We start from the raw sequence: 20008 nt of genomic DNA, 5'->3' as shown, positions 1-20008 counted from the left end.
TCAGTTCAGGTTCTTGCTCATGGCGCGCAGTGTTGGCATGCGCTCCTTGAGCTTGGCCGTGTCGGCTGCATCGGGCCGGGCGTCCACATAGGCTTCCAGATCTTCCAGCGCGGGCCGGAAGCACTCCAGATTGGCGTAGGCCAACCCCCGGTCGCGCACTTCCTCGATGGAATCGGGCAGCAGGATCACCAGCCGCTGCTGCACCGCCAGCAGGCGTTGCCAGCGCGATTCCTGCAGGTAGATCGCCTTCAGGTTGCGCAGCATGCGCGCGATGATCTCGCGGTGCGTGGCCACTTGCAGGAACACCCCGAGCGGCACCGTGTTCGGGTCTTCGATGCCTTCCTTTTCCAGGTACGGGTCGAGCATGTCCTGCAACTCTTCCTTCGACAGTGTCTGCCCCGTCAGCGGATCGAGCACGACCTCGCCCGCAGGAATGCTCATGCGCACCAGGAAGTGGTTGGGGAAAGACACGCCCTTGAGCGGCAGGCCGATCTGCTGGCCGATTTCCATCAGCAGCACGGCCAATGAGATCGGAATGCCGCGCCGGCTCTGCAGCACCGCATTCAGATAAGAGTTCTCGGGGTCGTAGTAATCGTTTGCATTGGGGCCGAAGCCCAACTCGCGATAGAAGAACTGATTGAGCAGGCGCAGGCGCTGGATGGCGGGCGTGCCCTCGGCGATGCGGTTTTTGATCCGCGCGACGAGCACGTCAATAGCAGCCAGCTCGGCTTGCAGGTCCAGATCCGGATACGCGTCCTGCGCAATCGACAGGGCGGTTTCTGTGAGGGGGATGCTGTCGTCGTCCGCGACCAGGGCCGAAAAATAATCGAGGACTTTAGTGGTCATCAGATGGCCTTTTTTCGGAACGTGGAGAACTTCAATCCGGTGAGCCACAGTGTACCGAAATAGACCACCGCGCACAGGACCAGGCTTGCCCCGAGCAGCGCGATGCGCACAAGCGGCTTGGCGCCCAGTCCCACCCAATCGAAATTGTGGGCAAGCCACAGCAGCGCCCCGGCCAGCAGCAATACGGCCGACATCACTTGCGCGATGAACAGCCCCCAGCCCGGCAGGGGATGGTAATAACCGCGCCGGCGCAGACCGAAGAACAGCAGCGCCGCATTGATGGTCGCGCCAAAGCTGATCGAGAGCGCCAGCCCGGCGTGCCCGAAAATCGGCACGAAGACATAGTTGGACAACTGCGTCGCCACCAACACCACCAGCGCAATCTTCACCGGCGTGCGAATGTCCTGTCGCGCATAGAAGCCGGGCGCCAGGATCTTGATGACGATCAGCCCGATCAGCCCCACGCCGTAAGACGTCAGCGCCTGGCGCGTCATCTCGACGTCCATGCCGTTGAATTTGCCGTAATGAAACAGCGTGGCCGTGAGCGGTGCGCCAAATACGAACAGGCCCACCGCAGACGGCACCGCCAGTAGCACGGTCAGCCGCAGGCCCCAGTCGAGCAGCGATGAGTACTCTTCACGGTTGTTCTCCGCGCTGGCCTTCGACAGGCTGGGCAGCAGGATCGTCCCGAGCGCCACGCCCAGCAGCGCGGTCGGGAATTCCATCAGCCGGTCTGCGTAGTTCAGCCACGACACGCTGCCCGTCGGCAGGCGCGACGCAATGTTGGTGTTGATGATCAGGCTGATCTGCGCGACGGACACCGACAGCGTGGCCGGCAGCATCTGCTTGAGCACGCGCCGCACGCCCGGGTGGTGCCACGCTTGTCGCACATTGAATGACACGCGCGGCAGCATGCCCACGCGGCGCAATGATGGAATCTGGATGGCCAGCTGCAGGACGCCGCCCACCATCACCGCATAGGCTTGTGCGTAGATAGGGGTATCAAGGTACGGCGCCACAAACACCGCTGCCACGATGAACGACAGGTTCAGCAGCACCGGCGTGAACGCCGGCACCGCGAACTGCCGCCACGTATTCAGAATGCCCGACGCCAGCGCGACCAACGACACCAGCCCGATGTACGGAAACATCACGCGCGTCATGAAGATCGCCGAGATGTACGCCTGGCTCTCGTGCTCCTTGAAGCCGGTGGCGACCGCGGTGACGATCAACGGCGCGCCAATCACGCCCAACGCCGAGATGATCACCAGGAACCACGTCATCACCGTAGCCACGGAGTCGACCAGCGCGCGTGTTTCAGCTTCGCCCTGGCGGTTCTTGAATTCACCCAGGATCGGCACGAACGCTTGCGAGAACGCGCCCTCGGCGGACAACCGGCGCAGCAGGTTGGGGATACGGAAGGCGACGTTGAAGGCGTCGGTGTAAACCGAGGCGCCGAAAGCGCGGGCGATCAGCGTCTCGCGAATGAGCCCCGTGATGCGCGAGAGCATCGTCAGGCCGCTGATCGTGGCGAGTGTTTTGAGGAGATTCAAGATGAATGCGTGGTTGGGCGCCGCCTGAGAGGCAAACACGGCGATGGCGGTCTGACCGACGGCGCCATGCGGGGTTCGCGCCCGGGGTGACTGACGTGACCGGAGGGCACAATTGCGGCCGTATCACAATTGCGGCCGTATTATAGGGACCGGCTCGGCATGCGCCAAAAAGTGCCGCAAAAGCCGCAAACTGCCGTTATCCGGGCGATTTTCACAACAGGGTTTGCGTTGGGTGCGGAAGTCTGCGTATAATTGCCGTCTTTCACCAATTTGCGCGCTTCGGCCTTCCGTGTCTCCCGGGGCGCTTGCTACCGTTTCTTCAGGGATTTTTCCATGGCAAACACCGCACAAGCACGCAAGCGCGCACGCCAAGCCGTCGTTCAGAACGCTCACAACTCGGCTCTGCGCTCGCGTCTGCGTACCGCAATCAAGGGCGTCCGCAAGGCTGTGGCCGCTGGCGACAAGACTGCAGCTGCTGCTGCATTCAAGACCGCCCAAAGCACGATCGACAGCATCGCTGACAAGAAGATCGTCCACAAGAACAAGGCTGCACGCGCCAAGTCGCGTCTGTCCGCTGCCATCAAGGCAATGGCTGCCTAAGTTCGGTTGATGCCGGCCTAGCCGGCATGGCGCGACACGCAACGTCGCGCTCCGACGATAAAAAAGCCCGTCTTCGGACGGGCTTTTTGTATTTTGCGCGCGCTGTAAATGTGCGAGGCGCTGCGTCGGACGAGCTTGCGAAGATTAGCTTTTCGCGGGAGCACCGCCTTCCGGCAGGATGCAGGCTTCCACGAGCTGGAGATTGTTGTCGTGCGCGAAGTTCAGTACGAAATCCAGCGCCTTGGGTTCGATGTCGCGCAGGCGTTCGTCGACGAACACGCTGCGGATGCCGCCCGACATGACGGGGCGCACATACGGGGAGTAGGTGAAGCGGGGGTCTCCGGTATCACCGGCGGGGCGGAACTGCGCCATCACACCGCACAGCCGATCGGCCCAGTCGCTCGGGCGGAAGGTCTTTCCGTCGCGGGTGACGCCCTGGATAAAGAATTGGCGAGGGTTGGCTGCCATGGACTGCGTGGGGCTGTGGAGATTTGCAAACGACTTCGACCGTGCGGGTGCCGCAACGTTCGAGCGGGGTGCACTTGTGGTGCAGATGATGCGCTTGCCTGGTTGCCGATTCATGAACCGGACGGACCGGCTTGTCGTACCGGTTTGCGGACGGTTGGGGCATCCGAGGCAGCAAGTATTATATCTTATATAAGACTTTCATCGGCCTTTCACCCAGGCCTTTATGTAGCCGGCCCGCGCAGGCGCGAAACTCGCCAAACCGGTGGCGATCCCGTATGATGGCCTGAATCTTCAACAGGCAAGGCGGCTAGGGCGACGTGCCACGGGATGTTCCCGGTGCGTCAACTGCAGGCCGCCTTCGTTGTTTTATGAACCCACCAAGCTCGATCAAGCACTACCTGCAGTTCAAGGACTTTTCTCTGGAAGAGTACGAATACCTGCTGGACCGTTCCGCGATCCTCAAGGCCAAGTTCAAGAACTACGAGACGTGGCACCCGCTGCACGACCGCACGCTGGCCATGATCTTCGAGAAGAATTCCACGCGTACGCGCCTGTCGTTCGAAGCCGGCATTCACCAGCTCGGCGGTCACGCAGTCTTCCTGAATACGCGCGATTCCCAGCTTGGGCGCGGTGAGCCGATCGAAGACGCGGCGCAGGTCATCTCCCGCATGACCGACATCATCATGATCCGCACCTTCGGGCAGGAGATCATCGAGCGCTTTGCTGCGCATTCGCGCGTGCCGGTCATCAACGGGCTGACCAACGAATACCACCCGTGCCAGGTGCTGGCCGACATCTTTACCTTCATCGAGCAGCGCGGCCCCATCAAGGGCAAGACCGTCACCTGGGTGGGCGATGCCAACAACATGGCATACACGTGGATCCAGGCGGCGGAGATCCTCGGCTTCCGCTTCCATTTTTCTGCGCCGAAGGGCTATCAGCTGGATCCGGCCATGGTGGCCGATTCCGCCTTGCCGTTCGTGCATGTGTTCGAAAACCCGCTCGAAGCCTGCGACGGCGCGCATCTGGTGACCACGGACGTGTGGACCAGCATGGGCTACGAAGCTGAAAACGAAGCGCGCAAGAAGGCCTTTGGCGACTGGATGGTCACCGAGGCGATGATGCAGCGCGCGCAACCCGATGCGCTGTTCATGCACTGCCTGCCCGCTCACCGCGGCGAGGAAGTCGAAGCGGCCGTCATCGACGGCAAGCAGAGCGTCGTGTGGGACGAGGCGGAAAACCGCCTGCACGTGCAGAAGGCGCTGATGGAATACCTGCTCTGCGGGCGTTACTGAGCCCGAGTCTGACGCCATAGAAAAAGGCCGCTCCGATTGACGTCGGAGCGGCCTTTCGCTTTGGGGGGGGGGGCCGGCAGTTACTTCTTGCCGCCGTCGAGTTGAGGCAGTGCGTTGGCGGTACCCAGCGACAGCAGGCCGGCCTTCGCGTAGATCGACAGCTTGTCGCGCGTGTCCATCAGGTCGAGGTTGCGCATGGTCAGTTGGCCGATGCGGTCGGCGGGGCTGAACGGTGCGTCTTCAACCTTCTCCATCGACAGACGCTCAGGTGCGTAGGTCAGGTTCGGCGATTCGGTGTTCAGGATCGAGTAGTCGTTGCCGCGGCGCAGTTCCAGCGTGACGGTACCGGTCACGGCGCGGGCCACCCAGCGCTGGGCGGTTTCGCGCAGCATGATCGCTTGCGGGTCGAACCAACGGCCCTGGTACAGCAGACGGCCCAGGCGCAGGCCGTTGATGCGGTACTGCTCGATGGTGTCTTCGTTGTGGATGCCGGTCACCAGGCGCTCGTAGGCGATGTGCAGCAGCGCCATGCCCGGGGCTTCGTAGATGCCGCGGCTCTTGGCTTCGATGATGCGGTTTTCGATCTGGTCGCTCATGCCCAGGCCGTGGCGGCCACCGATGCGATTCAGCTCCAGGAACATCTCCACCGGGTCGGCGATTTCGCGGCCGTTGACAGCGACCGGGCGGCCTTCGTCGAAGGTGATCGAGACTTCTTCCGCCTTGACCTCGACTTCCGGCTTCCAGAACGCCACGCCCATGATTGGGTTGACGATGCGGATGCCGCTGTTCAGGTGCTCCAGATCCTTAGCCTCGTGCGTGGCGCCCAGCATGTTGCTGTCCGTGGAGTAGGCCTTCTCGGCGCTCATCTTGTAGCCGAAACCTTCCTTGGTCATGAAGGCCGACATTTCGGCGCGGCCGCCCAGCTCGTCGATGAAGGCCTGGTCCAGCCACGGCTTGTAGATCTTCAGTGCCGGGTTGGTCAGCAGGCCGTAGCGGTAGAAGCGCTCGATGTCGTTGCCCTTGAAGGTCGAGCCGTCGCCCCAGATGTTGACGTCGTCTTCCTTCATGGCGGCGACCAGCATGGTGCCGGTCACGGCGCGGCCCAGCGGCGTGGTGTTGAAGTACGTGATGCCGCCGGTGCTGATGTGGAAGGCGCCGGACTGGATTGCGGCGATGCCTTCATTGGCCAACTGCGGCCGGCAGTCGATCAGGCGGGCCTTCTCTGCACCGTACTCCATGGCCTTGCGCGGGATGGCATCGTAGTCTTCCTCGTCGGGCTGGCCGAGATTGGCGGTATAGGCATAGGGCAGCGCGCCCTTGTTCTTCATCCAGCGCAGCGCAGCGCTGGTATCGAGACCGCCCGAGAAGGCAATGCCGACCTTCTGGCCGACGGGAACATGTTGCAGGATGGTTTCCATAATCTTTCTCTTCAAATAGCCGTTCAGGATTCAAACCGGCTCACGATCCGCAGCGAGCGCTCCGAGGTTGGTTCGAGAAGCGCAGCCGTACATGGGTACGGCGAGCATCGCAGGGCCAAGATCGGAGTGCGCAGTAGGATCGTGAGCCGGTTTCAGGCGTAGTGGCAGATGTAGTGGTAGGCCTCGGTCACCCGAATGTCGAACTTCGAGTTGGCCGGAACCTGGAAGCTGTCGCCTGCGCCGGACGTCTTCCATTCATCGGTGCCGTCGAGCTTGTATTCGCACGAACCACCCACGCATTCCATGATCTCGGCGGCGGCCGTGCCGAAGGTCAGCGTGGCCGGCAGCACCACGCCCACGGACTTCTTGGTGCCGTCGGGCAGGGTAAAGCTGTGGCTGACGCACTTTCCGTCAAAGTACACATTGGCCTTGGTGGTCAGGCGGACGCCGTCAAAGGTTTCGGTGGTCATGAAATGGAACGCGAAAAGGGAGGTCGTGGGGTCAAACCAGCCATTTTAGGCCATTGGGTCGACCGCGGGTATGTCGGGCGAGGGCTGCCTGGATCTTGAGGCGTGCGATGTGGCGCGAGATGCCCAGCGTGCCCACCCGCCAGCCCGTTTACACCACGACCGGTTCGGGTTCGATACGCACGCCAAAGCGCGCATGCACGGCGTCCTGGATCTCGCGCGCCAGCGTCATCAACTGGACTGCGCTGCCGCCGCCCCGGTGTACGAGCACCAGCGCCTGCTTTTCATACACGCCCACTGCGCCGCTCTGCCGGCCCTTGAAGCCGCATTGATCAATCAACCAGCCGGCGGCGAGCTTGTATTTGCCGTCCGGCTGGGCATATCCGACCAGATTCGGGAAGCGCGCGGCCAGCGCATCGCGCGTCGCGGCGTCGACGATGGGGTTCTTGAAGAAGCTGCCCGCGTTGCCAATCTCCGCCGGATCGGGCAGCTTGCGGCGGCGGATGGTGACAACCGCATCGAAGATGTCCTGCGCCGTCGGGCGGGCGATGTTCTGCGCGGCCAACTCGCGCGCGAGTTCGGCGTAATGCGTGTCGGGCTGCCAATCCACCGGCAGGGCGAAGGTGACTTCGGTGATGACGTAGCGATCGGCGCCGGCGCGCTTGAAGAGGCTGTCGCGATAGCCGAAGGCGCAATCGGCGGCGGTGAGGGAGACGAACTCGCCGGCGTGGCGGTCGTAGGCGCGCAGGGACTGGAAGCGGTCCTTGATCTCGACGCCGTATGCGCCGATGTTCTGGATGGGCGCCGCGCCCGCCGTACCGGGAATCAGCGCGAGGTTTTCCAGCCCAGGCAAGCCATGAGAGACGGTGTGAGCGACGAGGCCGTGCCATGATTCGCCGCCTCCTGCGGTGACGGTGTTGACTGCGTGGCCATCGACCATGCTTTGGCCAGTGGCGATGCCCATAATCTCCATCAGCAACACCAGGCCTTCGAAATCGCGCGTGAGCACGACGTTGCTGCCGCCACCCAGCACCAGCAAAGGCAAGCCCTGCACGCGCGGGTCGGCCAGCGCGGCGGGAATGTCTTCCGGCGTGCGCACGTGCGCGGCGTAGCGGGCGGTGGCCTCAAAACGGAACGTGTTGTGCTGGCCTAGGGGATAATGCGTGTCGAGCAACGCCATGGCGCCAAATCTGCTGGGAAAGCCAAGATTATAGAAGCCATGGCGAACGCGGCACCCGCACAAGGGCGCCGCAGCAACCCGAATTCAAGTCTGCAAGGAGAACACGATGCCGTCGTTTGACGTGGTATGCGAAGCCAACATGGTGGAAGTGAAAAACGCCGTGGAACAGGCCAACAAAGAGATTTCGACGCGATTCGACTTCAAGGGCTCGGACTCCCGGGTCGAGCACAAGGAGCAGGAACTCACGCTGTTTGCCGACGACGATTTCAAGATCGAACAGGTCAACGACGTGCTGATGAACAAGCTCGCCAAACGCAACGTCGACGTACGCTTCCTGGACTACCAGGACAAGCAGAAGATCGCCGGCGACAAGATGAAGCAGGTCGTCAAGATCAAGAAGGGCGTCTCGGGCGACCTGGCCAAGAAGATCGTCAAGACGATCAAGGACAGCAAGATCAAGGTGCAGGCGAGTATCCAGGGCGACGCGGTACGTGTGACCGGCGCCAAGCGGGATGACCTGCAAAGCGTGATCGCCATGCTGCGCAAGGAGGTGAGCGACACGCCGCTGGATTTCAATAACTTCCGCGACTGAGCCCGACGCGCTTTCCAAGCAAAACGCCCCGCACGAGCGGGGCGTTTGCATTTGCAGCGGCAAAGTTTACTGCGACAACTTCGTCACCTTCAGTGCCGGATCGGCGGCGATGGCGGCTTCCGAGAACGGTAGCCGGTTCCAGCGCTTGGCCGAGAATTCGCGCATCTGGTCGAACGCATGCGGTGAAGCCGGATCGGTCGATTCACCGTAGGTCAGAAGCGCATCGGCCACCGGACCCTGATCGTCGAACGTTACAGTCTGGATGTAGCTCGTGCCGAAATACACCTGCAGGCCCTTCGGCCCGATCGGCGTGCTCTGCAGCTTGTTCAGCACGCCCTCGTATTCCTCGCCGCCGTGCAGGGTGATGTTGTCGCCCGGCGCGTGTGCCGCCTGCACAGTGCCCAGCGGCGCATCCAGCGCAAAGCCGGCGGTGCGAACCGCGCCCACGGCATCCTTCAATGCTTTGAACACGGCCGTGCGCACGGCTGCATCGCTCATGCGCAGGCTGCGCGGCGTGTGGACCGGATCAGCCGGGTTGAAGTCGATCGCATGGACGTGCGGGATGTCCTTGGCGCGCATCCAGAACTCGCGGAACAGGTGCGCAGCGCGTGCGTCGACGTTGTCCGTGAGGTTCCATTGCGCCAGGGCGGCGCAGCCGTCGCGTACATCGGTGTCGAGATCGGACGTGCCTTTGCAGGCGGCCAGGAGATCGTCGTGCACGAGGTGGCCGGCGAGGTTGGCGTCGCGGAAGATCATCGCCTGCAGGTTCGGTAGGTTGACCTTGTTGCCGGGCAGCCCGTCAGTGCCGTTCAGGCGACGTTCGATTTCGATGATGCCGATGCGTGTGCGCAGGCGCTGCGGCACGTCGGTCGAGCCTATCACCGGCGAGAAGCCGGTCAGCTTCTGCGCTGGGTTGGTCAGCCACGAGCTGTCGTTGCTGTTGGCGACGTAGTCTTCCCGCTCCAGTACCGGCATGCGCGCGGGCGCCACCAGGCCCGGCACGGGCGAGGCCGGATCGACCTGCCAGTCGCACGCACTGCGTGAGCCGTCGAGCAGCACCAGCCCCGCGCCCTTGAAGAGCTTGTCTGCGAGCGGCGACGGCGCGCAACGCTTGAGCGCTTCAGCCGACACGTCCGGCGTGGTCGACACATCGGCAAACAGCGCACGGCCGTTTCGGTCGGTGGCGATCGTGTTCACCCAGGGGATGCCGAGGTTGCCGATCGCCTGCTGGATGCCCGCCACGTCCTTGGCCTGTGCGATATGCAGCCAAGTATCGATGGAGCGCGTGTTGTTGCGATTGGCGTCGCGCAGCGTGTAGGCCTTCTGCGAGGTCCACGGCATGCCACCGGCGGGCATCGACAGCACGGGGCCGTACACCGTGTTGTAGAAGGTGTGCGTGCGGCGCTCGATGCGGCCGTCCGGCAGCTTCACGTCAAAAGCCACGGTGCGCGTGGTCATCTTGTGCGGCTTGCCGTCAATCAGGTAGGTGGTCGGGTCGCCTTCGGCCAGCTTCAGCTCGAACAGCGTGAAGCGGCGGCCGGTGGAGACGGTATGCGTCCACGCCACGTCTTTGTTGAAGCCGATGCTGACGACGGGGAACGCGGCAATCGACGCGCCCATCACGTCCAGCTTGCCAGGCACGGTCAGGTGGACCTGGTAGAAGCGGTTGGTGGTCGTCCATGGGAAGTGCGGGTTGCCGAGCAGCACACCGCGGCCGTTATCCGTGGCGTCCTTGCCGAAGGCCCAGCCGTTGGAGCCGATCGGCATATCGCGCAGTTGCAGGTCGCGGTCGAGTGCAGCGATGTCGACGGCATGGGGTGGAATGACCGCCGATGCAGGGGCGCCGCCCGGGGGCCGCGCGGCGACGATGCTCGCCAGCATGGCACCTGCGCTCGCCTGGATGGCTTTTTCTTCGCCCATCAGCATCATGTCGGCTACCGTGAGCGGACGCACCCAGTCGGCATTGCGGCAGGCGGCTGGGCGGTTGGCGGCCGGCGTGTCTTTCAGATAGCGGTTGTAGCCCGCGATGTAGCCACGCAGCAGCTCGCGCGCTTCAGGCGACATCTGCGCATAGCCGGCGCGCAGGCCAGCCTCGTCGAATGCGCTCTTGAAGAAGGCGTCGGCTTGGGTGTTCGGCACCGACTTGAACGACACCACGACCGTGCCGTCCGGCCCGAACGTCTTCGAGCGCTCGCCGTGGACGGTGACGATCTGGTCGGCCAGCAGGCAGACATTGTCCTGTGCATAGGCATAGGCCATGCCGAAGCCGAGGCTGGCGTAGTCGTTGGCACGGACGTGCGGAATGCCGAAGCGGGTGCGGCTGATTTCAGCCGAGAGGCCGGTGTCCGCGGGCGTGGCCCAGCCACTGTCGGTGCTTGCGCAGCCGGCCAGCGCCGCAAGTGCGGCCACGGCAAGCGCGCTGCGCAGTGCGCATCCCTGCATGAATCGCTGCATCGTGCGTTGTCTCCTGATGTCGGTGTCGTTATAGGCGGTTGCGTCTGTGCGCAGCCACCGTCGCATCGTCAATCGGGCGCGTCTGATTCGAAAGAGGTATTCCCGCCAGAATTGGGGTCAATATCGCCACGGGAATTGCCGCACACGCCTATACTCGGGCATGCCGAAAATCGACCTGCTGACCTTTCCCGACGCCGGCTTTTCCACACTGGCAACGGCTGCCGACACGCTTGGCGTGGCCAATGCGCTGGCTTCCATGCAGGCCGGCAAGCGCGCCAATGCCGCCAAGACGCCGATGTTCGGCTGGCGACTCATCGCGCGGGACCCGGCGCATTGGCAGGCTGCGGCACAAACGCTCGCTTGCCGTTGTGATGCACTACCGGATGACGACGCGCAGCTCGGTGATGCGTTGATTGTCCCGCCCGTGCATTTCGACCACATTGGCACGCTGGAACAGCGCCTGGCTCTCCTGGAAGTGGAGCGCGCCACCATCCGCCGTTATCTGCAGGCCGGGCGGTTGGTGGCGTCGCCGTTCACGGGTGTGGCGATGCTGGCCGACGTGCTGCCGCCCGGGCAGCGCCTGACCGTCACGTGGCTGATTGCCGGGTGGGTGCAGGGCAATTTCCCCAGCCTGAAGGTGGTGCCGGCACAGGCGATTGTCAGCAGCGGCAACGTCATCACCGCACGGGCGATGGAGCATGGCGTGGCGCTCACGCATCGCGTGGTCGCGCGATTGGCGGATGCGCGGCTTGCGCGCACGCTGGGCAATACGGCGCTCGATCACCCCTCGCGCGGCGAGGCCATCGGCATCTGGCTGCGCAGCAAACCGGCCATCCGCGACAGCGTCGTGCTGCGTGCGCGGCGTTACCTGCAGCACCATCTGCACGAACCGTTTGACCTGGGAAAGCTGGCTGCGGCCGCCTCAAGCAGCGAGCGGACGCTGCTGCGGCATTTCACGAAGACGGTGGGGATGTCGCCGTTGCAATTGCTGCACCGGTTGCGCGTGGAGCGCGCGTGTCACTTGCTCGAAGTCAGCACGCTGAGCCTGACGGCGATTGCCGAGCAGTGCGGCTATCAGGACATGTCCGCCTTCCGGCGATTGATCCGGCGACACACGGGCCGGCCGCCGGGAGAACATCGGCGCGCGCATTCGGTGCGCGCCGAGCTGCGGAGTTAGGCCGCTTTTTTCTTCTCGCCGATGCGGCTTTCCTTGCCGGCCAGCAGCTTGGCGATATTGGCCCGGTGGCGCGCGATAAGCAGCACCGCCATCAGCGCAACCGCCCCGGCAATCCAGTCGAAGCCGTTCATCAGCACGTAGAAGAACGGCGCGAACACCGCCGACACCAGCGCAGCCAACGACGAATAACGGAAGAACACGGCGATGATGAGCCACGTAGCGAGCGTGGCCAGCCCGAGCCACACGTTCAGCGCGAGCAGAATGCCTGCCGCCGTGGCCACGCCCTTGCCGCCCTCAAAGCGGTGGAACACCGGAAACAGGTGGCCCAGGAACACGGCGATCACCACCAGCGCGATGCCGGTCTCGTCCACACCAAAGCGCGGGGCCAGCCATTGCGCCAGCCACACCGCCAGCCCGCCCTTGGCCGCATCGCCGAGCAGCGTGAGGATGGCCGCCTTCTTGTTGCCCGAGCGCAGCACGTTGGTGGCGCCGGGGTTGCCCGAGCCGTAGGTGCGCGGGTCTGCCAGACCCATCGCGCGGCTCACCACCACGGCAAACGAGATCGAGCCGATCAGGTAGGCGGCCAGGGCAAAAATGACGGTTGCGACGACTGGGGACATAGGAAATCGAGGAAATCAGGCTGCGGGATTGTAGCGTGCCGCGTAGGGTGCCCCAGCCGCCGCGTTCGTTTCAATCGGGGTTTGCACAGTTGACGGGCTGCGCGTTCAGCACGGTGGTGAGCACGCTGGGCGCGATGCTCACAAGAAAGCCGCGCCTGCCGCCGTTGATGTAGATGCGCTCCAGCTCCAGCACGCTCGCTTCCACAAACACCGGCATCGCCTTGCGCACGCCAAACGGCGACGTGCCGCCGACGAGATAACCGCTGTGCCGCTGCGCCACTTCGGGCTTGCAGGGCTGCACGGTCTTGCGGCCGGTCTGGCGCGCGAGGTTCTTGGTGGAGACCGAACAATCCCCGTGCATCAGCACGATCAACGGTTTGGCGTGTTCGTCTTCCATCACCAGTGTCTTCACGACGTGGTGTTCCTCCACGCCGAGCTGGCGCGAAGACTCGGTGGTGCCGCCCTTGTCGACATAGTCGTAGGTGTGCTCGGTGAAAGCGACGCCATGTGCCTTGAGGAACTGCGTGGCGGGCGTCTCGGAAACGTGCTTGGACTTGCTCATACGGGGCAGGGGAACGATCGCTATCCGCGCGGATGGTGCTGCGCATGCAGCGTACGCAGCCGCTCGCGCGCGACGTGGGTGTAGATCTGCGTCGTGGAAATATCTGCGTGGCCGAGCAGCATCTGCACGACGCGCAAGTCTGCGCCGTGGTTAAGCAGGTGCGTGGCAAACGCGTGCCGCAACGTATGCGGAGACAACGGCGCGTGAATGTCGGCGAGCAGCGCATAGCGTTTGATGAGATACCAGAACGCCTGGCGCGTCATGCCTTCGCCGCGCGCGGTGACGAAGAGCGCGTCAGCCGTGCGCTCGCCGAGCAGCGCGGTGCGGCCCGTTTGGCGATCCTGCAGATAACGCCGCAGCCAGTCGCCCGCTTCCGCGCCGAACGGCACCAGGCGGTCCTTGCCGCCCTTGCCCCCGACCACGCGAACCACGCCCTCGTTCAGGCCGACTTCCACCGTTTTCAGCGCGACGATTTCCGACACGCGCAGCCCGCTCGCATACATCAGCTCGATCATCGCGCGGTCGCGCAGGCCGAGCGGCGTGTCGACATCCGGCGCGTTGATGAGCGCCTCGACTTGCGTTTCGGACAGCGTCTTCGGAAAGCGGGGCGGCTGCTTGGCGGTCGGCAGCAGGCGCGACGGATCGGTGTTCACCACGTGCTCGCGCAACGCCCATTGAAAGAATCGCTTGAACACCGTGCGGCGCCGGTTGGCGGACGATGCGCGGCTCTCGGCATGGCGTGCGGCAAAGTAGTCAGCCAGGTCACCGTCTTCGGTTTCGGCGATGGACTTGTTGCGCTCGGCGAGCCAGTGCGCATAGAGCGTGAGGTCGCGCCGGTACGCATCGAGCGTATTGCGGGCGAGGCCATCCTCCAGCCACAGCGCGTCGCAAAAACGCTGGATGACATCTGCGCTTTGCGGCGGCAGGGATGGCGCTTCGGCGTCTTTCCGTGCGGCCTTTCTCATATCAGCATCACGCCTTCGTGGCGCAGCAGCCAGTGCTTGATGTTCAACAGGTAGCCATCCGTGTGATGCGAAAACCCGCCGATGCCGGACGCACTCACCACGCGGTGGCACGGAATGAGGATCGGGAACCAGTTGTCACCGCATGCCTGGCCGACCGCGCGTGGCACGCTGCCGATCTGTTGCGCGATGGTGCCGTAGGTGATGACGCTGCCGCACGGAATGGCGCTGATGGCCTGCCATACGCGGTGCTGGAAATCGGTGCCGGCGCGCGCGAGCGGGACGTCGAATGTCGCGCGAGGGTCGCTGTAGTACGCATCGAGCTGACGGGCCAGCCTTGCGATCAACGCGTCCGATGAATTGGCGAGGGGCGTGCCTTCCGGCAGGTAAACGAGTTCACGAAGCGCGCCGTCGGCCACGCGTACGCCCAGCTTGCCGAAGGGCGCTTCGAGAACGGCGTCGAAAGGGGATGGCATGACAGGGGCCGGCGCTGGAAAACAATCCTGCGAATCTAGCACAGGCCCCAGGTGGGGCAGGGTTACTGATCCAGCTTGATGTTCTGCTGCTTGACCAGGGTGCGCATCTTGTCGAATTCGCGTTTGATCTCGGCCGCGTATTGCTGCGGGGTATTGCCGACAGGCTCAGCACCGGCACCGCGGAATCGGTCCACGAGGCTGGGGTCTTTCAGCGCCTTCACGGCGGCTTCGTTGAGCTTGCGGATGATGTCGTCGGATGTGCCCGCCGGCGCGACCAGGCCATACCACGCCGGGTCATTCGCATCCTTCAGGCCGACTTCGGCAAAGGTGGGCACATCGGGCAGGCTATCGATGCGTTTGTTCCACGCCACCACGATCGGCTGTAGCTTGCCGCCCTTGATGAACTGAATGGACGACGGCAGGTTGTCGACCATGATCGGCACCTGGTTGGCCAGCACGTCGTTCAGCGCCGGCCCAGCGCCGCGATACGGCACATGGACCATCTGCGTTTTGGTCAGCACCTTGAACTCCTCACCGAGCATGTGGCCGATGCCGCAGGTGCCGGATGTCGCAAACGAATATTTACCGGGATTGGCCGTCAGCACCGCGACGAATTCCTTGTAGTTCTTGGCCGGAAAGGTCGGGTTGACTGCAATCACGTTGGCCACCGTGGCCAGGTTGGTGATCGGCTTGAAATCCTTGAGCGGGTCGTACGAAAGCTTCGGGTTGCACGCCGGGTTGACCGCGTGCGTCGAGACGGTGGCGATGCCGATCGTGTAGCCATCTGGCGCCGCCTTGGCGATCGCATCGGCGCCAATCGAACCGCCGCCGCCGCCCTTGTTTTCTACGACCACGGCCTGGCCCAGCACCTTCGAGAGCTGATCGGCCACGCCGCGCCCCACGATGTCGGTCGTGCCGCCCGGGGGAAATGGAATGATCAGCTTGAGCGGCTTGACTGGGTAGTTGCCGGCCAACGCCGGCCCGCACAACCCCATTCCTGCGGCGCCCATCAGGCTGGCGATCAGTCGTCCCTTGGTCATCGTCTCCTCCTTGTAGCTTGGTGTGCGTTCTGCGTTCTTGTGGGGAAACTGCTGAATAGCACAACGGCAAACGCCAACCATGCGACAACCGGGGACACCCCGAAAAGCCAATCGTCAGATTGTCAGGTTCCGAGCAGCCCGCTTTTCAGATCGCGGTCGACCGGGCTGTTGCCGATGAAGATGCTGAGCACGGCCTGGTAGAAATCTTCGCCGGGGATGGCCTTGGTGCGTGTCACGCCATTGATGCTGATGATGGTGCCGGCATCGGGCGCGTAGTCGAAGTTGATGGTGTCGCCGCGCTTGGTCGAGCCGATCTGGCGCATCGCGTCTTGCAACAGTGTCAGGCGGTCGGCCAGCTTCTGCACTTGAATTTCCGTCTGGTTGCGGTGGATGCCGTCGTTCAGCGCGTGGATGAAGGTGTCGGCGCCCACATCGCGCAGCGGGTGGATCTGCAGCCGCTTCGGCCCCTTCATGCCCAGGATGACCGCCGCGTTTTTCGCGCGCTCGGGCAGATACAGGCCTGCCACATAGCCTTTGATGACAAACACGGAACGCAGACCCGTGCCGTTGAGCAGCAGTTCGCGGCCGGCTACGCGTGCGGCGTCGTCGAAGGGCACGCCCTCGACGTTCACCGTTGCCCATGCCGGGCTCACGCACGCGGCGCAGAACACCGCGCCCAGGACGCCGCCTCGCCACGCGCGTGCCATCCGGGATGAGCAGGCACGCACAGCAACCTGCAACGCGCAGCGGAGATCAACAGGAGCGGAAAACATCGGAGTGAGCGGTTTGAGATTAAGCCGCCATTTTCCCGATATTTTGTTTGCAAACAATTGGTGTCTGCCCTGATGCGCAAGCGTTTGCGTACTAGGCGGTATAAGGCCCTGCTGGCATGAGCGTTAAGCAGGCATTCATGGCTCTGTGCTAGGCACACTTTGTTTGGTTTTTAAACCAATCGGCGTTGCAACTTGGAAAATCAGATTAAAGACGCGTCACAGTCCTGATGCGTTGACGTGCCTAACCCGAGCGAGCGCTTACGTCGTCTGTGCCAGCGCCCAGGCCACGTGTTCACGTACGAGTTCCGAGGCGTCATCGGCGCGTGCTTTCAAGGCGGCAAACAGTTGCGCGCGCGTGGTATCCGGCAGCGGGGCGCGCAGTGCGTTGCCAATCGCCACGGCAATGTTGCGCAGCCAGCGCTCGTGCCCGATGCGGCGGATCGGGCTGCCTTCCAGCCGCTGGTTGAATTCGGCGTCGGTCCAGTTGAACAGCTCTGCTAGCGTGGCCGCATCCAATCCGTTGCGCACATCGAAGTCGGGCAGGTTGGCCGGCACAGCAAACTTGTTCCATGGGCAGATGAGCTGGCAGTCGTCGCAGCCGTAGACGCGGTTACCCATCGCCGCGCGCAGCTCGACCGGGATGCTGCCCTTGTGCTCGATCGTCAGGTAAGAGATGCAGCGTCGCGCGTCCACCGTGTATGGCGCGACGATGGCCTGCGTGGGGCACACGTCGATGCAGCGCGTGCAGTTGCCGCAGAGAGGCTCCACGGGCGGGTCAACGGGAAAGGGCAGCTCGACGAGGATTTCGCCGAGGAAGAACATCGAGCCCGCATCGCGGTCCAGCAGCAGAGTGTGTTTGCCGCGCCAGCCCAGGCCGCCGTTGGTAGCCAGTGCGACTTCCAGCACTGGCGCCGAATCGGTGAACACGCGAAAGCCGTACGGCCCGATGGCACCGGCAATTTTTTCGGCCAGCTTCTGCAGGCGTTGGCGCAGTACCTTGTGATAGTCGCGGCCGCGTGCGTAGAGCGAGATGGTGGCGTCTTTCGGGCGCCGCAGGCGGTCCCACTCGATGGTGCGCCAGTCGCTGCCGGGTGTTTGCGGATCGGCCAGATGTGGCAGATACGGCATCCGCGCGACGATGGCGCGTACCGTTCCGGCAACAAGTTCGGCCGGGCGTGCCCGGAGCATGCCATGGTTCGCCATATAATCCATGTCACCGTGAAACCCCTGCGCAAGCCATGTCTGGAGCCCTTCTTCAGCATGCGACAGGTCGACATCGGCGATGCGGACCGCATCGAAACCGAGTTCGGCACCCCAGGAACGGATCTGCGCCACGAGCGCGTGCATGCCGGCCGCATCGGCTGGCAGGCGTGCATCCAGGTTCGTTTCGGGTGATGACGTGGGGGTGGCGGACATGCCCAAATTGTACGCAATGCCCACCGTGCTCCCTGCTGACGTGCCTTCTGGTCTGACCCCTCCGCTCGCCGAGCGCACGCTTTCGCTCGTCGATGAAGCGGCCACGTCGGCCTTTGGCACGGCGCTTGCGCAGGCGGTGCTGGCACTGGGTCCGCGGCCCGTGCAGGTGCAGCTCTCGGGCGATCTGGGCGCGGGCAAGACGACGCTCTCGCGTGCCATCCTGCGCGGCCTCGGACACACCGGGCGCGTGCGCAGCCCCACCTATACGCTGGTCGAGCCGTACGACGTTGCCGGAACTACGGGCACGCAAAAGGTCTATCACTTCGACCTGTACCGTTTTGCCGATCCCGAAGAATGGACCGATGCCGGTTTCCGCGACTGCTTTGCCGAACCCGCGCTGTGCCTGGTCGAATGGCCCGAGAAGGCGCAGGCGCTGCTCGGCACGCCCGATCTGCACATCGCGTTATCGGTCGACGTTGTGCACGAAACCTACGATGACGGCGTTGAGCATGCACCGCGCGCAGCACGTCTGAGCGCACGCACGCAGACCGGCCTTCAACTTCTACAGTCGTTGCAACACCTGTTCCCATGCTGATCAAGCATCTGCCGACCGACCATCCGGATGATCCCAACCTGCCGAGCCAGGCCCGCCGCCAATGGCTCACGCGCATGGCGAAGGCCGGCGCAGGCACGGTCATCCTGAGCCTGGTGGGCCCGCAGATTGCGCGCGGCGCCAACATCGTCGCCGTGCGCGTGTGGCCCGCCGAGGACTACACACGCGTGACGATCGAATCCGACGTCGCGCTCAAGGCCACGCATCAGCTCATCAAGGATCCGGATCGCCTGATGGTCGATATCGACGGGCTCGAGCTGAACCCGACGTTGCGCGAGCTGGTGGCCAAGATCGCGCCGAACGATCCGTACATCCGCCAGGTGCGCGTGGGTCAGAACCGGCCGAGCGTCGTACGCCTGGTGTTCGACCTGAAGGAAAGCGTCAACCCACAGGTGTTCACGCTGCTGCCGATTGCCGGCTATCGCAACCGGCTGGTGTTCGACCTGTACCCAACCAACCCGCCCGACCCGCTGATGCAGCTCGTGCAGGCCACCGAGGGCAAGCAGGAGCGCTTTGCCGCGTCGGGCGGCACGCCGATGCCGACACCGGATGACGATGACCCCATCGCTGCGCTGGCACGCCGCAGCAGCGGCGGCAGCCCAACCAAGCCGCCGATCGAAGAGCCGCACCTCCCGGCGCTTGCCAACCGCACGCCGCCGCGCAAGGTGCCGCCGACGACCTCTTCGAATCCTCCGTCGACGCTCGCCAACGCGCCGAATACGCCGCCGCTGGAGATCATTCCCGAGCCACCCGTGCCGCGTGCACCCTCGAACGGCCCGCGCATGCGCCGCCTGCTCACGGTCGCCATCGACCCCGGCCATGGGGGCGAGGACCCGGGCGCGACGGGCGGTGCCGGTACGCACGAGAAAGACGTCGTGCTGTCGATCGCCCGCATGCTCAAGGCCAAGATCGACGCCCAGCCCAACATGCGCGCCATGATGACGCGCGATTCCGATTACTTCGTCCCGCTGGGCGTGCGCGTGCAGAAGGCGCGCCGCGTGCAGGCGGATCTGTTCGTCTCCATCCACGCCGATGCATTCGTCACCCCGGAAGCGCGCGGTGCATCGGTGTTCGTGCTTTCGGATCGCGGCGCCTCCAGCGCGCAGGCCAAGTGGCTCGCCAACAAGGAAAACGCCGCCGACATGATCGGCGGTGCCAATCTCGGCTCGAAAGACGCCCAGGTCACGCGCGTGCTGTTGGATTTGTCGACCACCGCGCAGATCGGCGACAGCATGAAGGTCGGCAAGGCCGTGCTGGACCAGATCGGCGGCATCAACCGGCTGCACAAGGGGCAGGTGGAGCAGGCGGGCTTTGCGGTGCTCAAGGCGCCCGACATTCCATCGATCCTCGTCGAGACGGCCTTCATCTCCAACCCGGAAGAAGAAGCCAAGCTCAACGACCTGGGGCACCAGAACCAGCTTGCCGACGCGATCCTGCGCGGCATTCGCGCCTACTTTGCCAAGAACCCGCCGTTGTCGCGCAACCCGGGCGTCTGA

20 protein-coding genes are annotated in these 20008 nt (G+C 63.9%); 6 read left to right on the top strand and 14 right to left on the bottom strand.

Annotation, left to right across the window (positions count from 1 at the left end):
- Both CFE42_RS04635 and murJ read right to left on the bottom strand, forming a co-directional pair.
- Complete coding sequence (locus CFE42_RS04635) at positions 1-846, bottom strand: SirB1 family protein (protein ID WP_004631750.1); 846 nt, start codon at positions 844-846, stop codon at positions 1-3.
- Positions 846-2399, bottom strand: coding sequence for a murein biosynthesis integral membrane protein MurJ (gene murJ, locus CFE42_RS04630; RefSeq protein WP_037044394.1), 1554 nt, complete (start codon positions 2397-2399; stop codon positions 846-848). The genes CFE42_RS04635 and murJ overlap by 1 nt, the downstream gene beginning before the upstream one ends.
- Before the next feature lie 333 nt (positions 2400-2732).
- Between murJ and rpsT the strand changes: the two genes are divergently transcribed.
- Positions 2733-2999 (top strand): 30S ribosomal protein S20, encoded by a 267-nt coding sequence (rpsT, locus tag CFE42_RS04625; protein WP_004631753.1) that lies wholly within the window; start codon positions 2733-2735, stop codon positions 2997-2999.
- Between the two features lie 144 nt (positions 3000-3143).
- Here the strand turns inward: rpsT and CFE42_RS04620 are convergent, their stop codons facing one another.
- Positions 3144-3467 carry a DUF3579 domain-containing protein gene (locus CFE42_RS04620; protein WP_004631755.1) on the bottom strand — a complete coding sequence of 108 codons (324 nt, stop codon included), beginning with the start codon at positions 3465-3467 and terminating at the stop codon, positions 3144-3146.
- A gap of 368 nt (positions 3468-3835) precedes the next feature.
- On the opposite strand from CFE42_RS04620, the gene argF reads away from it, so the two are divergent.
- Entirely contained in the window at positions 3836-4762 is a 927-nt protein-coding gene (argF, locus tag CFE42_RS04615) for an ornithine carbamoyltransferase (protein ID WP_004631757.1), read from the top strand.
- Between the two features lie 80 nt (positions 4763-4842).
- Here argF and argG read toward each other — a convergent pair whose 3' ends face one another.
- From argG to murB, 3 genes are all read right to left on the bottom strand, one after another.
- Positions 4843-6180, bottom strand: coding sequence for an argininosuccinate synthase (gene argG, locus CFE42_RS04610; protein ID WP_004631760.1), 1338 nt, complete (start codon positions 6178-6180; stop codon positions 4843-4845).
- 152 nt (positions 6181-6332) lie between these two features.
- Entirely contained in the window at positions 6333-6650 is a 318-nt protein-coding gene (locus CFE42_RS04605; protein WP_004631764.1) for a pyrimidine/purine nucleoside phosphorylase, read from the bottom strand.
- A gap of 148 nt (positions 6651-6798) precedes the next feature.
- Complete coding sequence (gene murB / locus CFE42_RS04600) at positions 6799-7827, bottom strand: UDP-N-acetylmuramate dehydrogenase (RefSeq protein WP_004631766.1); 1029 nt, start codon at positions 7825-7827, stop codon at positions 6799-6801.
- Between the two features lie 106 nt (positions 7828-7933).
- On the opposite strand from murB, the gene CFE42_RS04595 reads away from it, so the two are divergent.
- Positions 7934-8419 (top strand): YajQ family cyclic di-GMP-binding protein, encoded by a 486-nt coding sequence (locus CFE42_RS04595; protein WP_004631768.1) that lies wholly within the window; start codon positions 7934-7936, stop codon positions 8417-8419.
- 66 nt (positions 8420-8485) lie between these two features.
- On the opposite strand, the gene CFE42_RS04590 is transcribed toward CFE42_RS04595, so the two are convergent.
- Positions 8486-10873 carry an acylase gene (locus CFE42_RS04590; protein WP_004631769.1) on the bottom strand — a complete coding sequence of 796 codons (2388 nt, stop codon included), beginning with the start codon at positions 10871-10873 and terminating at the stop codon, positions 8486-8488.
- 160 nt (positions 10874-11033) lie between these two features.
- On the opposite strand from CFE42_RS04590, the gene CFE42_RS04585 reads away from it, so the two are divergent.
- Positions 11034-12050 (top strand): helix-turn-helix domain-containing protein, encoded by a 1017-nt coding sequence (locus tag CFE42_RS04585; protein ID WP_004631771.1) that lies wholly within the window; start codon positions 11034-11036, stop codon positions 12048-12050.
- Here CFE42_RS04585 and plsY read toward each other — a convergent pair.
- From plsY to queG, 7 genes are all read right to left on the bottom strand, one after another.
- The gene (gene plsY, locus CFE42_RS04580) at positions 12047-12670 is read right to left on the bottom strand and encodes a glycerol-3-phosphate 1-O-acyltransferase PlsY (protein WP_004631773.1); all 624 of its coding nucleotides are present in this window, start codon (positions 12668-12670) and stop codon (positions 12047-12049) included. The two genes, CFE42_RS04585 and plsY, sit on opposite strands and share 4 nt — an antisense overlap.
- 70 nt (positions 12671-12740) lie before the next feature.
- Positions 12741-13232, bottom strand: a complete 492-nt coding sequence (gene ybaK, locus CFE42_RS04575) for a Cys-tRNA(Pro) deacylase (protein WP_004631775.1) — start codon at positions 13230-13232, stop codon at positions 12741-12743.
- A 20-nt stretch (positions 13233-13252) separates the two neighbouring features.
- Positions 13253-14197: a site-specific tyrosine recombinase XerD gene (gene xerD / locus CFE42_RS04570; RefSeq protein WP_004631777.1), complete on the bottom strand. Its 945-nt coding sequence runs from the start codon at positions 14195-14197 to the stop codon at positions 13253-13255.
- The gene (locus CFE42_RS04565) at positions 14194-14670 is read right to left on the bottom strand and encodes a methylated-DNA--[protein]-cysteine S-methyltransferase (protein WP_004631779.1); all 477 of its coding nucleotides are present in this window, start codon (positions 14668-14670) and stop codon (positions 14194-14196) included. The genes xerD and CFE42_RS04565 overlap by 4 nt, the downstream gene beginning before the upstream one ends.
- 62 nt (positions 14671-14732) lie before the next feature.
- Positions 14733-15710, bottom strand: coding sequence for a tripartite tricarboxylate transporter substrate binding protein BugE (locus CFE42_RS04560; RefSeq protein ID WP_004631782.1), 978 nt, complete (start codon positions 15708-15710; stop codon positions 14733-14735).
- Positions 15711-15832: 122 nt separating this feature from the next.
- Entirely contained in the window at positions 15833-16483 is a 651-nt protein-coding gene (locus tag CFE42_RS04555) for a chalcone isomerase family protein (protein WP_037044371.1), read from the bottom strand.
- A gap of 258 nt (positions 16484-16741) precedes the next feature.
- On the bottom strand, positions 16742-17899 hold the full coding sequence (gene queG, locus CFE42_RS04550) for a tRNA epoxyqueuosine(34) reductase QueG (protein WP_004631785.1): 1158 nt from the start codon (positions 17897-17899) through the stop codon (positions 16742-16744).
- A 16-nt stretch (positions 17900-17915) separates the two neighbouring features.
- Here queG and tsaE point away from each other — a divergent pair, with 16 nt between their 5' ends.
- Both tsaE and CFE42_RS04540 read left to right on the top strand, forming a co-directional pair.
- Entirely contained in the window at positions 17916-18494 is a 579-nt protein-coding gene (gene tsaE, locus CFE42_RS04545) for a tRNA (adenosine(37)-N6)-threonylcarbamoyltransferase complex ATPase subunit type 1 TsaE (RefSeq protein WP_004631787.1), read from the top strand.
- On the top strand, positions 18488-20008 hold the full coding sequence (locus CFE42_RS04540; RefSeq protein ID WP_004631790.1) for an N-acetylmuramoyl-L-alanine amidase: 1521 nt from the start codon (positions 18488-18490) through the stop codon (positions 20006-20008). The genes tsaE and CFE42_RS04540 overlap by 7 nt, the downstream gene beginning before the upstream one ends.

It is taken from the genome of Ralstonia sp. PBBBR1 (assembly GCF_002256165.1).
In the GTDB taxonomy this organism is placed as follows: Bacteria; Pseudomonadota; Gammaproteobacteria; order Burkholderiales; family Burkholderiaceae; genus Ralstonia; species Ralstonia thomasii.
This window is presented reverse-complemented; position numbering and strand designations above follow the sequence as displayed.

Excerpts from the sequence above, each read along its gene's own strand:
- CFE42_RS04605 (WP_004631764.1), bottom strand. The coding sequence starts at position 6,650 with ATGACCACCGAAACCTTTGACGGCGTCCGCCTGACCACCAAGGCCAAT.
- plsY (WP_004631773.1), bottom strand. The coding sequence starts at position 12,670 with ATGTCCCCAGTCGTCGCAACCGTCATTTTTGCCCTGGCCGCCTACCTG.
- tsaE (WP_004631787.1), top strand. The coding sequence starts at position 17,916 with ATGCCCACCGTGCTCCCTGCTGACGTGCCTTCTGGTCTGACCCCTCCG.
- CFE42_RS04635 (WP_004631750.1), bottom strand. The coding sequence starts at position 846 with ATGACCACTAAAGTCCTCGATTATTTTTCGGCCCTGGTCGCGGACGAC.
- argG (WP_004631760.1), bottom strand. The coding sequence starts at position 6,180 with ATGGAAACCATCCTGCAACATGTTCCCGTCGGCCAGAAGGTCGGCATT.
- CFE42_RS04595 (WP_004631768.1), top strand. The coding sequence starts at position 7,934 with ATGCCGTCGTTTGACGTGGTATGCGAAGCCAACATGGTGGAAGTGAAA.
- argF (WP_004631757.1), top strand. The coding sequence starts at position 3,836 with ATGAACCCACCAAGCTCGATCAAGCACTACCTGCAGTTCAAGGACTTT.
- CFE42_RS04585 (WP_004631771.1), top strand. The coding sequence starts at position 11,034 with ATGCCGAAAATCGACCTGCTGACCTTTCCCGACGCCGGCTTTTCCACA.
- rpsT (WP_004631753.1), top strand. The coding sequence starts at position 2,733 with ATGGCAAACACCGCACAAGCACGCAAGCGCGCACGCCAAGCCGTCGTT.
- CFE42_RS04590 (WP_004631769.1), bottom strand. The coding sequence starts at position 10,873 with ATGCAGCGATTCATGCAGGGATGCGCACTGCGCAGCGCGCTTGCCGTG.
- CFE42_RS04555 (WP_037044371.1), bottom strand. The coding sequence starts at position 16,483 with ATGTTTTCCGCTCCTGTTGATCTCCGCTGCGCGTTGCAGGTTGCTGTG.
- ybaK (WP_004631775.1), bottom strand. The coding sequence starts at position 13,232 with ATGAGCAAGTCCAAGCACGTTTCCGAGACGCCCGCCACGCAGTTCCTC.
- CFE42_RS04560 (WP_004631782.1), bottom strand. The coding sequence starts at position 15,710 with ATGACCAAGGGACGACTGATCGCCAGCCTGATGGGCGCCGCAGGAATG.
- CFE42_RS04540 (WP_004631790.1), top strand. The coding sequence starts at position 18,488 with ATGCTGATCAAGCATCTGCCGACCGACCATCCGGATGATCCCAACCTG.
- queG (WP_004631785.1), bottom strand. The coding sequence starts at position 17,899 with ATGTCCGCCACCCCCACGTCATCACCCGAAACGAACCTGGATGCACGC.
- xerD (WP_004631777.1), bottom strand. The coding sequence starts at position 14,197 with ATGAGAAAGGCCGCACGGAAAGACGCCGAAGCGCCATCCCTGCCGCCG.
- CFE42_RS04620 (WP_004631755.1), bottom strand. The coding sequence starts at position 3,467 with ATGGCAGCCAACCCTCGCCAATTCTTTATCCAGGGCGTCACCCGCGAC.
- CFE42_RS04565 (WP_004631779.1), bottom strand. The coding sequence starts at position 14,670 with ATGCCATCCCCTTTCGACGCCGTTCTCGAAGCGCCCTTCGGCAAGCTG.
- murB (WP_004631766.1), bottom strand. The coding sequence starts at position 7,827 with ATGGCGTTGCTCGACACGCATTATCCCCTAGGCCAGCACAACACGTTC.